The 14,837-nt window shown below is 70.5% G+C and carries 9 protein-coding genes and 1 tRNA gene; 7 read left to right on the top strand and 3 right to left on the bottom strand.

Features of this window, described 5'->3' with window-relative positions; all coding sequences use genetic code 11:
- Positions 1-88 precede the first annotated feature (88 nt).
- Positions 89-610 (bottom strand): universal stress protein, encoded by a 522-nt coding sequence (locus BUE44_RS04010; RefSeq protein ID WP_033172780.1) that lies wholly within the window; start codon positions 608-610, stop codon positions 89-91.
- Between the two features lie 772 nt (positions 611-1,382).
- Here BUE44_RS04010 and BUE44_RS04005 point away from each other — a divergent pair.
- The 4 genes from BUE44_RS04005 to BUE44_RS37765 all read left to right on the top strand — a co-directional run bounded on the left by BUE44_RS04005 (position 1,383) and on the right by BUE44_RS37765 (position 4,783).
- A complete protein-coding gene (locus BUE44_RS04005; RefSeq protein WP_073493757.1) occupies positions 1,383-2,705 on the top strand; it encodes a helix-turn-helix domain-containing protein in 1,323 nt (440 codons plus the stop codon).
- 5 nt (positions 2,706-2,710) lie between these two features.
- Positions 2,711-3,307 carry an oligoribonuclease gene (gene orn, locus BUE44_RS04000; RefSeq protein ID WP_073493755.1) on the top strand — a complete coding sequence of 199 codons (597 nt, stop codon included), beginning with the start codon at positions 2,711-2,713 and terminating at the stop codon, positions 3,305-3,307.
- Between the two features lie 179 nt (positions 3,308-3,486).
- Positions 3,487-3,559: transfer RNA gene (locus BUE44_RS03995), tRNA-His, on the top strand.
- A 363-nt stretch (positions 3,560-3,922) separates the two neighbouring features.
- The gene (locus BUE44_RS37765; protein ID WP_073493753.1) at positions 3,923-4,783 is read left to right on the top strand and encodes a peptidoglycan recognition protein family protein; all 861 of its coding nucleotides are present in this window, start codon (positions 3,923-3,925) and stop codon (positions 4,781-4,783) included.
- A gap of 52 nt (positions 4,784-4,835) precedes the next feature.
- On the opposite strand, the gene BUE44_RS03985 is transcribed toward BUE44_RS37765, so the two are convergent.
- On the bottom strand, positions 4,836-7,766 hold the full coding sequence (locus BUE44_RS03985; RefSeq protein WP_073493751.1) for a glycoside hydrolase family 48 protein: 2,931 nt from the start codon (positions 7,764-7,766) through the stop codon (positions 4,836-4,838).
- Between the two features lie 293 nt (positions 7,767-8,059).
- Between BUE44_RS03985 and BUE44_RS03980 the strand changes: the two genes are divergently transcribed.
- Together BUE44_RS03980 and BUE44_RS03975 are read left to right on the top strand one after the other, a co-directional pair.
- Positions 8,060-9,616 carry a cellulose binding domain-containing protein gene (locus BUE44_RS03980; protein ID WP_079189469.1) on the top strand — a complete coding sequence of 519 codons (1,557 nt, stop codon included), beginning with the start codon at positions 8,060-8,062 and terminating at the stop codon, positions 9,614-9,616.
- 326 nt (positions 9,617-9,942) lie between these two features.
- Positions 9,943-11,760 carry a discoidin domain-containing protein gene (locus tag BUE44_RS03975; RefSeq protein ID WP_073493749.1) on the top strand — a complete coding sequence of 606 codons (1,818 nt, stop codon included), beginning with the start codon at positions 9,943-9,945 and terminating at the stop codon, positions 11,758-11,760.
- A 363-nt stretch (positions 11,761-12,123) separates the two neighbouring features.
- On the opposite strand, the gene BUE44_RS03970 is transcribed toward BUE44_RS03975, so the two are convergent.
- A complete protein-coding gene (locus tag BUE44_RS03970; protein ID WP_073493747.1) occupies positions 12,124-13,158 on the bottom strand; it encodes a LacI family DNA-binding transcriptional regulator in 1,035 nt (344 codons plus the stop codon).
- Positions 13,159-13,466: 308 nt separating this feature from the next.
- Between BUE44_RS03970 and BUE44_RS03965 the strand changes: the two genes are divergently transcribed.
- The gene (locus tag BUE44_RS03965) at positions 13,467-14,828 is read left to right on the top strand and encodes an ABC transporter substrate-binding protein (protein ID WP_073493745.1); all 1,362 of its coding nucleotides are present in this window, start codon (positions 13,467-13,469) and stop codon (positions 14,826-14,828) included.
- The last annotated feature ends 9 nt before the right edge of the window (positions 14,829-14,837 follow it).

Here is a 14,837-nt window from a genome sequence, read left to right as displayed (position 1 = left end):
GCGGGGCAGCCGTCCGCACGCCACGCGCGCGTACGCATACGGGTGGGGCCGGTCGCTCGGACCGGCCCCACCCGTGCGTCGTGCGGTGCTACGGGATGACCACCACCGGCCGCTGCGCCCGCCGGGCCAGCCGTCCGGCGACCGAGCCGAAGATCCGCCCGGCCAGCCCGTGCGTGCCGCCGACGACGATCGCGTCGGCCTCGTACTCCCGGCCGACCTCCTCCAGCTCGTGGCAGATGTCGCCGCCGCGCTCGACCAGCACCCAGGAGATCTCGGCGAGGTGGTCGGCGCAGGCCAGCTCCAGTCCGAGGACCTCGGTGCGGTGGTCGGGGACGTCGACGAAGACGGGCGGCTCGCAGCCCGCCCACACGGTGGCCGGCAGCCGGTTGGCGACATGCACGATGATCAGCGCGGAATGCGTCCTGCGTGCCATACCGATGGCGTACGACAGCGCGCGCTCGCTGGAAACGGAACCGTCGAAGCCCACCACGACGCCGTGCCGAAAGGCGGGATCACAGGCGTGGCTCAGGGCTGGGGCCTGCTCGGGCAGTGCCGCCGATTCGGCGAGCGGCCTGCGATCGGCGGGCTCGGGGAAGTCATGACCGGCCATGATGCGGATTCTCGGCGAGGGCGGCGCTGACGCGCCGAGCAGCGGACAGGACGGTGCTTGCGGGGCGGTCCGCCGGATCGGCCGTTATGGGCCAGTTCGTCACTTCCCGTCCCGCTCTCTCCAGAGTACGGCCGCGAAGTCCGCCTGCACAGATGCGCCGGTGGCCTCGCGGGGCGTTTACCCCGAGTTCCCAGGAGAATGCCGGAGCGGCGGCGAGAGCGCAACGCCATCCCGCCAACCGGCTGCACGCCGCGGCGCACCGGAGCATCTCGGGGGCGCATCGGATCACCCGCGGGCGGCCGTGCGCCGTATCCGGCTCATACCCGCTCCGGCCACGGCAAATCCGCCGGAATGAACCGTTCGACCCTGCCGCGCGAGGGCCCCGGTACGGCACCCCGGCGCACCACCCGGCGCCTTTTACGCGCATCCGGCTCCTGAACGGCTTTTTTCGGCCAACTTCTCAGCCCTGCGCTTCCGTTCGGATTCGCGCCCGCTAACACCTCTGCCACCTGCGGTTCTACGATGCGGCGTGTCGCGGATGACGCGCTGCGTGGCCGAAGTGACGGGAGGCGTACTTCCCTCATGGCGCCACGAGTGAAACGCTTCGTGATCGAATGCTTTACGCCACGTTGTCTTGTCGACTTGCCGTCAGGTGCCGAAGGTGTCACTTGCGCCCCACCTGGCACAGTAGATTTGATCATGGGTGGCCTCGCGGGGGGGAACGTGCAGGACCGAGGTGACGACGCGTCGATTCGAGGGGGGCTTGAGCTCCATGAGCCAGGAGTCCGGTTCCGGTACGGCGACGGAGAGTCCGTCGCAAGCAGCATCGGCATCACCTCGCGCCATCCGTAAGCTCTCCGCGCGCCGGCGGCCCGAAGTGGTCGCCGTGCTGCTCTTCAGCGGTGGCCCGATCTTCGAGAGCTCCATACCGCTGTCCGTCTTCGGCATAGACCGCCAGGACGCGGGGGTACCCCGCTACCGGCTGCTGGTCTGCGCCGGCGAGGACGGGCCGCTGCGCACCACCGGCGGCCTCGAACTGACCGCGCCGTACGGCCTGGAAGCGCTCTCCCGGGCCGGCACGGTCGTGGTGCCGACCTGGCGGTCGATCTCCCAGGCGCCGCCGCCCGAGGCCCTGGAGTCGATCCGCAGGGCCCACGAGGAGGGCGCCAGGATCATCGGCCTGTGCACCGGCGCCTTCGTGCTGGCGGCGGCCGGGCTGCTGGACGGCCGGCCCGCCACCACGCACTGGATGTACGCGCCCACGCTCGCCAAGCGCTACCCGTCGGTCCATGTGGACCCCAGGGAGCTGTTCGTGGACGACGGCGACGTCCTGACGTCGGCCGGCACCGCGGCCGGAATCGACCTGTGCCTGCACGTGGTGCGCACCGACCACGGCGGCGAGGCGGCCGCCGCGCTGGCGAGGCGGCTGGTCGTACCGCCGCGACGGGCCGACTGGCAGAGCGGGCAGCGGCACCTCGACAGGTCTTTACCCGAGGAGATCGGCGCCGACCCGCTGGCCGAGGTCGTCGCCTGGGCGCTGGAGCACCTGCACGAGCAGTTCGACGTCGAGGCGCTGGCCGCCCGCGCCTACATGAGCCGGCGGACCTTCGACCGCAGGTTCAGGTCGCTGACCGGCAGCGCGCCGCTGCAGTGGCTGATCACCCAGCGGGTGCTGCAGGCGCAGCGGCTGCTGGAGACGTCGGACTACTCGGTGGACGAGGTCGCGGGCCGCTGCGGCTTCCGCTCCCCGGTCGCCCTGCGCGGCCACTTCCGGCGGCAGCTCGGCTCCTCCCCCGCGTCCTACCGGGCCGCCTACCGGGCCCGCAGCCCGCAGGACGACCAGGAGCGCCCGCCGGCTCCCGCCGACCTGGCCGCGCTGCGCCGCACCACCGGCGTGCCCATCGCCGCCGGGCACGTGCCGGTCTCCCAGGTGCTGACGGCGCCCGGGAAACCGGACAGCGACGGCTTCGCCGCCCGGGTGCCCGAGCAGCCGGGCAGGGGCGACCCGGCGGACGGCCCCGGGCGCGGCCGGCTGCGCGCCGGACGCGGTGTGGGCGCCGCCTTGCCGGGACCGCGTGATCGCCCCGTAGGGTGAGACGCATGAACGACCGGATGGTGTGGATCGACTGTGAGATGACCGGCCTGTCACTGGCGCACGACGCGCTGGTCGAGGTGGCGGCGCTGGTCACCGACTCGGAGCTGAACGTGCTCGGCGAGGGGGTGGACATCGTCATCCGCCCGCCCGCCGAGGCGCTCGACACGATGCCGGACGTGGTCCGGCAGATGCACACCGCCTCCGGGCTGCTGGAGGAGCTGGCCGGCGGGGTGGCGCTGGCCGAGGCCGAGACGATCGTGCTCGACTACGTACGGTCGCAGGTCGCCGAGCCGCGCAAGGCTCCGCTGTGCGGCAACTCGGTGTCCACCGACCGCGGTTTCCTGGCCCGCGACATGCCCACCCTCGAGCAGCACCTGCACTACCGCATCGTGGACGTCTCCTCGATCAAGGAGCTGGCCCGCCGCTGGTATCCCCGGGCGTACTTCAACAGCCCGGACAAGAACGGCAACCACCGGGCGCTGGCCGACATCCGCGAGTCCATCGCGGAGCTGCGCTACTACCGCGAGGCCGTCTTCGTCCCCCAGCCCGGCCCGGACAGCGACACGGCCCGCACCATCGCGGCCCGCCACGTCGTGCGATGAGCGGGGACGCGTAGGGCAGGGCGGGGACGCGTAGGCCGGGGCGGGGACGCGTAGGCCGGGGCGGGGACGCGTAGGCCGGGGCGCGGGAAACAAGGGCGCGACCACCCCCCGCCACCCTGTACACTTTTCGAGGCGGCGCCACCCCAGCAGCAAGTTCAGCCGGGACAGCGCCGCTCATGGTGGGTGTAGCTCAGCTGGTAGAGCACCTGGTTGTGGTCCAGGATGCCGCGGGTTCGAGTCCCGTCACTCACCCTGCTGATAGAGGCCGTCGTGCCGCGGAAACGCGGTGCGGCGGCCTCTATCGTCGTCTCCGCCGCATTTCGTCGTCTCTGCCGGGCTTCCGGCGACCTCCCGCGCCGGCGGCCGCCCGGTTTTGCTGCGGCGCCGGTGCGGGGTCTGGGACAGTAAGGGAATCGCGCGGATATATCGGACTTGATCACCGAAGTCCCGGATGCCGCGGGCGACCTGACCGCCGCCGTCCCGGCGTCACGGGAGACCTGACCGCCGTACGGGCGTCGCGGGAGACCAGAGACCGCCATAGCCCCCGGCGTCGCGGGAGACCCGATCGCCGTGGTGCCGACCCTCCCGCCAGAACGCTCCGAAAGAGGTGGCCGGATGGCCGCTCCGATGTCCGCGGACCGATTCCTCGCCGTGCTCGAGGCCGAGGGGGTCACCGTCGCCGAGCATCCCGGCTGGCGCAGCCACAACCGTGCCGGGCACGGCCCCTGGGGGCCGGTGAACGGGGTGGTGATCCACCACACCGGGGGCGGGGCACCCGGTGACGCCGGTGTGGTCTGGGGCGGCCGCGCCGACCTGCCGGGGCCCCTGGCGCACTGCTACCTCGCCAAGTCCGGTGTCGTCACGATGACCGGCAACGGCCGGACCAACCACGCGGGCGGCGGCGACCCGGCCGTACTGGCCGCGGTGGTCGGCGACGACTACGGCAGCAGGCCGCCCGCCACGCGCTTCCACGAGGGCTCCCCCGGTGCGACCGACGGGAACGCGCACTTCTACGGCCTGGAGATCAGCAACTGGGGGGACGGGGAGGACCCGTACCCGGCGGCGCAGCGCCAGGCCGCGGTGAGGTGGGCGGCGGCCGTCTGCCGCCACCACGGGTGGTCCGAGAAGTCCGTCATCGCGCACGCCGAGTGGAGCGACCGGAAGAACGACCCCTCCTTCGACATCGTCCGCTTCCGCGACGAGGTGAAGGCCCGACTCGCCATCCACCCCGGCACAACGCCCGTTCCGAAGCCGCCCGTACCGAAGCCGCCCGTACCGAAGGCTCCCGTACCGAAGCCGCCCGCCCCGCAAAAGCCCGCCCCCAAAGAGCCCACCTCTAGGAAGCCCGCCTGGGACGCGCTGCGGGTGCCGAAGGGCGGTGTGACGGGACGTACCGCGGCCCCGCACCCTCCGAGTGCCGGTGGAGGGGCGGGGCCGCGGCCCGGGTCCGGCGGGGGGCCGGGACGGGCCGGGTGACTGTCAGGAAACCCGGGTCATCTCCCGTCCCGGCTCCCGCCGGGGCGTGGTGTCACTCGCCGAAGAGCAGGCCGTAGGCACCCATCGCCATCGCGATGTCCGCCTGGGCCCAGAAGCGGTGATAGGTGAAGCTCGGCGCGTTGCCGCCGTTGAGGTACGCCTGCACCTTCGGCCAGTTGGGGTCGTTCTTGTAGAAGGACCGCAGCTCGATGAAGGTGGAACTCGAGTTGATCTTGTCACCGTTGGGCATCGTGCCGGAGAAGCTGGACGGCACGTAGACCGGGTCGTTGAACCGGCTGAAGTCCTTCCGCGTCTCGGGGGTGGCGATGCCCAGCGGGTCCTGGTAATTGCCCCACATGCCGTCGAGCAGTGCCTTGGCGGTGGTCTTGGCCGCGGCGTTGCCGGACTTGGCGGCGTAGTAGGACAGCGTCTTGGCGTAGGCCGCCGCGACGCCCAGGTCGTTGCCGTACGCCGAGACCGTCACGTGCAGGCCGGTGTTCTTGCCCGGGCTGCTCGCGTTCCAGGTGTCCGGCGCGCCGGTCCACTGGAGGTCGGACGGGATCTTGAAGGTGCCGTCCGCGTTGATGGTGGTCTGGGAGATCGCCCAGGTCACCCACTTGTCGAGGATGGCCTTGGCCTTGGCGTCACCGGTCTGCTGGTAGTACTCCGCGACCCGCTCCATCGACCAGGCCTGCATGCCGAACCACTGGTTCGACGGCGGGTCGTGGTAGACGGGCTCCCAGTCGTACGCCATCCCGTAGAAGGTGGGCGTGCCGGCCGGGGGCGTGCCGTAGGAGCCGTTCCAGCTGTTGGTGGCGCCACCGGCGATGGCACCCTCGTTGGACTGCAGCCACTGGTAGAACTCCAGCTGCCGGCCCAGGCTGGTGGTCCAGTCCTGCTTGCCGGTGGTCGACTTCGGCGCCATGGCCGGGTCGGTGGTCAGCGCGTAGGCCGCCAGCGGGTTCTGGTAGCCGAAGTGCGAGGCGCCGTCACCGATGCGCCAGGCCCAGCCGCCGCCGGAGCCGGACGAGCCGCCCCAGGCGTAGTACCAGGACAGCAGGTAGTGCTCGCTGTCCTTGCCGGTGCCTGCCGGGCAGGTGGTCGGGCTGGTGCAGTTGCCGATCTTCTTGAAGTACTTGTCGAAGAACGAGTACCGCAGGTAGTCACCCATCTTGCCGGCCTTGGCGACGGTGGCCGCGACGTCGGCGCCCTTGCCCTGCGCCTTGGCCCAGGTGTCCGCCCAGTAGGCGGCCTGGATCGCGCGCGCGTCGGCGTCGGGTGCGTCGGTGTACTTCCACTGCTGCGAGTAGGCCGAGTCCCCGGTGAACAGGTCGAGGTAGCCGTTCTTGCCGCCGTACTTGAACGCGTCGCAGGTCGGCTGCGGCACGGTCTCCCACACCGACTCCTGCTCACCGCGCTGGAAGGTGTTGATGTACGACGGGCCCTTGGCCGTCGGGCCGAGCTCGCAGCCGCCACCGGGCGTGTCACCGAAGCCGTAGATGTTGTCCACATCTTGCAGCCAGTGCATGCCGTAGATGTCGTCCGTGCCGTAGGCCGACTTCAGCTCGCCCGCGATCGGGTCGACACCGGACTTGACGCTGCTGTCCAGCTGCGAGGGGTAGTCGGACGGCAGCGGGTGCTCGGGGGCGTAGGTGGCCGGCGAGTTGGGGTTGTAGAAGCTGTTCGTCGGCTGGTCCGCGTGGGTGGGGATCATGTACTGCTCCATGGTCGCCCACGACGCGTTGAACTTGGTCCAGTCGCCGCTGACCTGGCCGTACATCGCCTGCAGCCAGATCATGTACGAGTACGCCTCGGACGTGGTCTCGTGACCGTAGTCCGGCGCCTCGACGATCAGCGTCTCGACCGAGTGGTAGGGAACACCCTGGGGCGAGAAGTAGCCGCTGGCCGGGTCGGTGATCTTCCCGTAGAGCGACAGGAACCGCGCGGCGTAGGCGCCGCTGGTCGCGCTGATCTCGTTGACCGTGACGGCCGCCGTGCTGTAGCCGGTCGCGGTCGCCGAGAAGGTCGCCGAGCCCGTACCGGTGGCCGCGGCCGCGACGGTGACGTTCTGCGCGGTCGACCAGTTCGCCGGGGTGAAGGTGAGGCTGGCCCCGGACTGGACGCTCAGCGAGCTGTTGCCCGCGGTGCGCGCCACGGCGACCGTCACGTTCGCCGCGGGGGCGCTGGACAGCTTCACGCCGAAGGTGCCGGTCTTGCCCTGCTGGACGGACACGGTCGTCGGCGAGGCGACGATCGCCGGGCCGGTCGCGACGTGCACGCCCACCGGGGTGGACTCCGCGGAGGCGCCGAGGCTGTCGTAGGCCTTGGCGTAGAGCGAGTAGTCACCGGCCGGCACCGAGGCCCAGTTGACCGAGTAGGGCGCGGTGGTGTCGGTGCCCAGCAGCGTGGTGTCGCTGTAGAACTCGACCTTGGTGATGGTCGCCGAGTCCGCGGCGACCGCGGTCGCGGCCAGCGGGATGGTGGCGCCCGCACTGAAGGTCGCACCGGCCGACGGGCTGGTGAGCACCGGAAGCGGCGGCTGGTGCGCGCCCCCGCAGACCGTGCCGTTCACGGTGAAACTGGTCGGCGCGGCATTGGTGCCGCTGTAGTTGAAGTTGGCACTCGCGGTGACGTTCGCGCTGGGCGCGATTGTCTTGTTCCAGTCCAGCGACTTGACAGTGACGGCCTTGCCGGACTGCGACCAGGTGCCGTTCCAGCCGCTCTGCAGTGTCTGGTTGCCGGCGTAGGAGTACGTCAGTGTCCAGCCGTCGATCGCGGCGGTGCCGAGGTTGGTGATCTTGGTGTTCGCGGTGAAACCGGAACCCCAGTCATTGGTCGTGTAGTCGACGCTGCACTGCAGGCCGGCCGCGTGCGCGACACCGCTGCCGGTGGCCATGGTCAGGCCGAGCGGCAGGGCGAGCGCGGCGGTCAGCGCGGTCAGCAGTCGCCTGGTCCGCGTTCTGATCGGTCTTCCTCCGGACATGCGAGAGGTCCTCCTCGCGGTTCTCGTGGGGGGATGGGTTGGGCGATGAAGCTGTGAACCAGTGGGAGCGCTCCCACCATCAAGGCGTTGATGAAGAACTGTCAAGAGGTGCACCAGAAACGCCTGTTGACCGGGCTCCGTCTGCGTCAGCCGCCAGACAGCCCGCGCCGGCGAAACACCCCTCTACCATTGGGAGGGACTTGGCGCTAAGGTCTGCGGCGGACCAGTGGGAGCGCGTCCACTCTTTCGTTCACTCGATTTCTCTCGATCCCCCACATCATGAGGAGTCGCACATGCGACGACCCACGCGCACCGCGGCGCTCGCCATCGCCGCCGTCACCACGGCGGCCACGGCCGCCGCGCTGCTCCCCGCGCTCACCAGCCCCGCGGCCGGTGCCGCACCGGCCTGTTCGGTCACCTACACGGTCACCAACCAGTGGGACACCGGCTTCCAGGGCAACGTTGTCATAGCCAACACCGGTGCGGCGACCACCAGTTGGGACCTGAGCTTCGGCTTCGCCGCCGGCCAGAAGGTGACCCAGGGCTGGAACGCCACCTGGACCCAGTCCGGCGCGACCGTGCACGCCACCTCGCTGTCGTACAACGGTGCCATCCCGACCGGCGGCACGGTCAGCGCGGGCTTCCTCGGCAGCTGGTCGGGCAAGAACCCGCTGCCGACCGGCTTCACGCTCAACGGCGCCGCCTGCACGGCGGTCGGCCAGCCGACGACGACACCGCCGACCACGCCGCCCACCACACCCCCGACCACCCCGCCGACGACGCCCCCCACGACGCCGCCGACCACCCCGCCCACCACGCCCCCCGGCGGTGACACCGCGCCGCCCAAGCTGCACGTGGCCGGAAACAAGCTGGTCGACTCCACCGGCAAGCAGGTCGTCCTCCACGGCGTGAACCGTTCCGGCACCGAGTTCGCCTGCTCGCAGGGCAACGGGATCTTCGACGGCCCGGTGGACGACACGGCCATCAACGCGATCAAGAGCTGGAAGGGCGTCACGGCGGTCCGGGTCCCGCTCAACGAGGACTGCTGGGAGGGCCTGTCGTACGTCCCGGCGGCCGACGGCGGCGCCAACTACATCGCGGCGATCACCGGCTGGGTCAACCGGCTGGTCGCGCACGGCATCACGCCGATCGTCGAGCTGCACTGGACGCACGGCACCTACACCGGCAACTCGGCCGGCTGCACGGACGTCAACGCGACCTGCCAGAAGCCGATGCCGGACGCGCAGTACGCGGTGCCGTTCTGGACCAGCGTGGCGAACACCTTCAAGTCGAACACCTCGATCGTCTTCGACCTGTTCAACGAGCCCTACCCGGACCGCGCCACCTCCACCACCGAGCAGGCCTGGTCCTGCTGGAAGGACGGCGGCACCTGCCCCGGCATCAGTTACCCCGTCGCGGGTATGCAGGACATGCTGGACGCGGTACGCGGCACCGGCGCGCAGAACGTGGTCCTGCTCGGCGGCCTGGCCTACTCCAACGACCTGACCGGCTGGCTCGCCCACGAGCCGACCGATCCGACCGGCAACCTGGCCGCGGCCGTGCACGTATACAACTTCAACTCGTGCGCGAACACCTCCTGCTGGGACTCCCAGCTGGCGCCGGTCGCGGCCAAGGTGCCGCTGGTGGCCGGTGAGATGGGCGAGAACACCTGCGCCCACTCGTTCGTGGACAGCTTCATGAACTGGCTGGACGCGCACCAGCTGTCCTATCTCGGGTGGACCTGGAACACCTGGGACTGCTCGTCGGGCCCGTCGCTGATCTCCGCCTACGACGGCACCCCGACCGCATACGGCCTCGGCCTGAAGAACCACCTGGCGTCGCTGGGCTGACCCCGGCGGCACCCCGAGAACGGGGGCGGTCCCGTGCATGGATGGCGTGCACGGGCCCGCCCCTCCCTCATGTCCGCCGGACGGGCAGCCGATGCCGAACAGGGGCTCCACCGCGCCCGATCAGCCGTCTGAGCAGGGGCTGAGCCGGCGTCGGCCGTGAGCGCGTCCGTTCGAGTCTCGTAGTCGCGCGAAGTCTCAACTGGCCATTATTGAACAACTTATTGACGCGGATGTACGCGCCTTGTAAACATCACCTCGCCAAGAGAGCGCTCTCACCGCGCTCTGGTGGCCTCCGTCACGGACCCCCACCCGGTTGAGGAGAACACATGTCAGGCAGCACTTCCCTACTGGTGCGCCGACGGCCAGGGCGCCACCGCGGACGCCAGCCGTATCTGGTGCTCACCGCCCTGCTCGCCCTGCTGGCGGGGCTCGTCCTCGTGGTGACCTCGCAGTCACCGGCGCGCGCCGCGGGCACCCTGCTCTCGCAGGGCAAGCCGGCCACCGCGTCGTCGACCGAGAACGCCGGCACGCCCGCCTCCGCGGCCGTCGACGGCAACACCGGCACCCGCTGGTCCAGCGCGGCCGCCGACCCCCAGTGGATCCAGGTCGACCTCGGCAGCAGCCAGGCCATCAACCAGGTGACGCTCAACTGGGAGGCCGCGTACGCCAAGGCCTTCACCGTCCAGACGTCCGACAACGGCACGACCTGGACGAACGTCTACTCCACCACCACCGGCACCGGCGGCGTGCAGAACCTGGCCGTAAACGGTTCCGGCCGCTACGTGCGGGTCAACGGGACCGTCCGGGCCACCCAGTACGGCTACTCGCTGTGGGAGTTCCAGGTCTACGGCGCCGGCGGCGCGACCAGCCCCTCGGCGTGCGGCACCGCGAACACCGCCCAGGGCAAGACGGCCACCGCCTCGTCCGCGGAGAACGCCGGCACCCCCGCCTCGGCGGCCGTCGACGGCAACACCGGCACCCGCTGGTCGAGCACCTTCTCCGACCCGCAGTGGCTCCAGGTCGACCTCGGCTCCTCGCAGCAGGTCTGCGGCGTCGGCCTGAACTGGGAGGCGGCCTACGCGACCGCCTACCAGATCCAGGTCACCGACAACCCGTCAGGCACCTGGACCACGATCTACTCCACCACCACCTCCACCGGTGGCGTGCAGAACCTGAACGTGACCGGCACCGGCCGCTACATCCGGGTCAACGCCACCGCCCGCGCCACCGCCTACGGCGACTCCCTGTGGGAGTTCCAGGTGCACACCAACGGCGGCGGATCGACCACCGGCGGGACCACCGGCGGCACGACGACGCCGCCCGACTCCTTCTGGGGCACCACGGACGACATCCCGGCCGCGCACAACGTGATGGAACTGAAGATCCTCAACCGGACCAACGGCGCCTACCCGGACAGCCAGGTCTACTGGAGCTTCAACGGCCAGGTGCACTCCATCGCCGACCAGCCGTACTTCGACATGCCGGCGAACTCCTCGGGCCGGATGTACTTCTACGTCGGCTCGCCGACCAGCCAGTACAACGACTTCATCGAGTTCACCATCGGCGCGGCGGTCTTCAACGGCAACACCACCCGCGTGGACGCGTGGGCGCTGCCGCTGGCCATCAGGCTGCACTCGCACAGCGGCGAGGACATCCAGCTCGGTGACAGCCAGGACCTGTTCACCATGTCCCGCGACCAGGTCTTCCAGTCCTTCCAGAACGCGGTGCCGCAGCAGTTCAAGGTGCTCGCGCAGACCCAGGCGCCCTACCGGATCATCGCCCCGGGCAGCGACCCGAGCTTCCGCGCGGGCGGCGTCAACGCCAACTACTACACGGCGTACGCCCAGTCGGTCGGCGTGAACGAGCCCACGTCGAACATCTTCGGCTGCGCCGGCACCATGGGCGCCGACGCCGCGAAGTGCGCGGCGCTCAACCGGCACACCGCGAACCTGCCGGCGGCCCAGCAGCAGGATCCGACCAAGTTCTACACCGGCGGCGACCCGGCCAACTGGTACGCCAAGTACTGGCACGACCACGGCATCAACCACCTCGCCTACGGCTTCCCGTACGACGACGTCGCCGGCCAGGCCGCCTACGCCTCCCAGCAGAACCCCCAGTGGATGGAGGTCGCGGTCGGCTTCTAGGCCCTCGCCGGCAAGCCTCCCGCGGTCACCCCGACGTTCCCCGGAACCCCCCACATCCCCCCACAACCGCCGGGGGCGGGTCCGGTACACGCCCCACGTGTGCCGGCTCCCGCCCCCGGCGGCGTGCCGTCCCGGACCCGGCGCGTATACGGCGTGCCCGCCCGGTGTCCGCCGTCCGCGCCGCGCGTTCCCGCGGTGCGGGCGTTCGGGGAATCGTGCCGCGGGCACGGGAGCGCTCCCATTCAGCGGGGTGCGGAAGGGCCGTGGCGGGCCCCTGCGGCGCCGGGGGCCTCCCCTGCGCCGTCCGGGGGCGGCGGGGCCGCCGCGCGGCCTCACGCGGGGCCTGGGAGGCCGCGCGGGCCCTCAGACCGAGTCGCGCTGGACCAGTTCCGTGGCCAGCACCACATGCCGGCGTACGGACTCGCGCTCGGCGATCTCCTCCAGCAGGACCCGGGCCATGGTGCGGCCCATCTCCTCGGTGGGCTGGCGGACGCTGGTGAGGGCCGGGTCCATGTGGCGGGCGATGGCCGAGTCCTCGAAGCCGACCAGCGCGACGTCGTCGGGCACCCGGCGGCCGGTCTCGCGGAGCACCGCCCTGGCGCCGGCGGCCATCACGTCGGAGGCGGCGAAGACCGCGTCGATGCCGGGGCGGCGGACCAGCAGCTCGCGCATCGCCCGCCGGCCGCCCTCCTCGGTGAAGTCGCCGCGGGCGACCAGCGCGGTGTCGAAGCCGGAGTCCAGGCCGCCGGCCGCGGCCTCGACGGCCTGCCGGTAGCCGTCGAGCCGGCTGCGCGCCACGTACATGTCCGGCGGCCCGGTGATGGTGGCGACCTGCCGCCGCCCGCGGGCGATCAGGTGGGCGACCGCGGCCCGCGCGCCGCCGACGTTGTCGGCGTCGACATAGGAGACCGACTCCAGATCGCTGCGCCGGCCGTTGAGCACCGCCGGCATCTCCAGCTGCTCCAGCAGGTCGGGCAGCGGGTCGTCCTCGTGCACGGAGACCAGCAGCACCCCGTCGACCCGGTGCGCTGCCAGGTACTGCGCGAAGCGCGCCCGCTCCTTGGGGGTGCGGATCAGCGTCAGCAGCAGCTGCATGTCGGTGTCGGCCAGCTCCGCGCCGATGCCGCGGATGATGTCGGAGAAGTACGGCTCGGCGAACAGCCGGGTCTCCGGTTCCGGGATGACCAGCGCGATGGCGTCCGTGCGGTTGCCCGCCAGCGCCCGGGCCGCCCGGTTGGGGACGTACCCCAGTTCGGCGATGGCGGCCTCGACGGCGGCCTTCGCGCGGTCGCTCACCCGCGGTGATCCGTTGATCACCCGGGAGACCGTGCCCCGCCCGACTCCGGCGCGCAGCGCCACCTCCTCAAGGGTGGGACGTCCGCTGTGCCGCCCGTTCATGGCCACTGCCGCCTCCTGTACTCATTTCGCGCCACCTTAGCGCCCGGTCCTTCCCCGCAGGAGCGGTTCTTGAGAGCGCTCCCACACTACAAGCCCCAGGCGGGAGCTTCCGTTCAAGAAGTAATCAAGAGTCAGCTCCGGACACGTTCCGGCAACGAAATGGACTTCACATCTTGACACTGACCCCTCCCAGGCGTGAATGTTCCGGAAAGCCTACGTGGGAGCGCTCCCACAGCGCCATCCGTTCGTACGCCCCCGGGGACCCACGCACCACCCGCACGCTGACCCACCCTGACAAGGAGAGTGGAATGCGCACTTCCGGCAGAACCCGCAAGACCGCCGTCATCGCGGTCGCGGGTCTCGCAGCCTGCGCGACCCTGATCACCGGCTGCAGCAGCGACAGCAAGAAGGACGACAAGGGCAGCTCCGGCAGCAGCTCCTCGTCGTCCACCGAGAAGATCACCCTGCACGTCGGCGACTTCGGCTCGTTCGGCTACGACGACAAGACCGGCGCGGCCCTCTACGCCGAGTACCACAAGCTGCACCCCAACATCACGATCGTTGAGGACGCCGTCGCCGACGGCCAGCAGTACTGGAACTCGCTGAAGCTCCACCTGACGCAGAACAGCGGCCTGGACGACATCCAGGCCATCGAGGTGGGTTACATCGGTCTGGCCATCCAGCCGAACCTCGCGTCGAAGTTCGTGGACTTCAAGACGGTCGACGGCTTCAAGGCCGAGGACTGGCTGCCGTACAAGGAGAAGCAGGCCACCACCTCCGACGGCAAGGTCATCGGTGTGGGTACGGACGCGGGCCCGACCGCGATCTGCTACAACAAGGACGCCTTCCAGAAGGCCGGCCTGCCGACCGACCGCGACACCCTCGCGGCCAACTGGAACGGCGACTGGCAGAAGTTCATCGACCTGGGCAAGCAGTTCGCGGCCAGCAAGACCGCGCCCAAGGGCATGAAGTTCTCCGACTCCGGCAGCGGCCTGTTCAACGCGGTGCTCGCCAGCCAGCCGACGCAGTACTCCGACGCGAGCGGCAAGCTGATCTACGACACCAGCGCGGGCGTCAAGACGGCGTGGAACATCGCCACCGAAGCCGTGCAGGACGGCCTGACGGCCGGCTACCAGCAGCTGGACCCGGCCAACGCGTGGGCGGCGGCCTTCAAGACCGGCAAGTTCGCCACCGTCACCTGCCCGAGCTGGATGGTCGGCCTGGTGGCGACCAACTCCGGTGACGCGGGCAAGGGCAAGTGGGACGTCGCGGCTCCGCCGCAGGTCGGCAACTGGGGCGGCTCGTTCCTCGCCGTGCCGAAGTCCGGCAAGCACGTCAAGGAGGCGACCGCGCTGGCGCAGTGGCTGACCGCCTCGGCGCAGGAGATCAAGGTCTTCCAGAAGTTCGGGAACATCCCGTCCTCGACCCAGGCCCTGAGCGACCCGGCCGTGCAGAACCTGGTCAACCCGTACTTCCCCAGCACCCCGATGGGCAAGATCTTCGCGAGTGCCGCCAAGAACATCACCCCGGCCCCGATCGGTCCGTGGGACGGCAACGTCAAGGACATCATCACCAAGAACGGCATCCTCGACATGGAGAAGCGCGGTACGGCCAAGGACAAGGCGTGGTCGAACGCGGTGAACCAGATCAAGGACACCGTCGTCCAGTAGTACCCAGGC

Origin of the sequence: Actinacidiphila paucisporea, from assembly GCF_900142575.1 — a bacterium.
Lineage (GTDB): Bacteria > Actinomycetota > Actinomycetes > Streptomycetales > Streptomycetaceae > Actinacidiphila > Actinacidiphila paucisporea.
The sequence above is the reverse complement of the archived record's forward strand: the minus strand, read 5'-3'. Positions and strand labels throughout refer to the sequence as shown.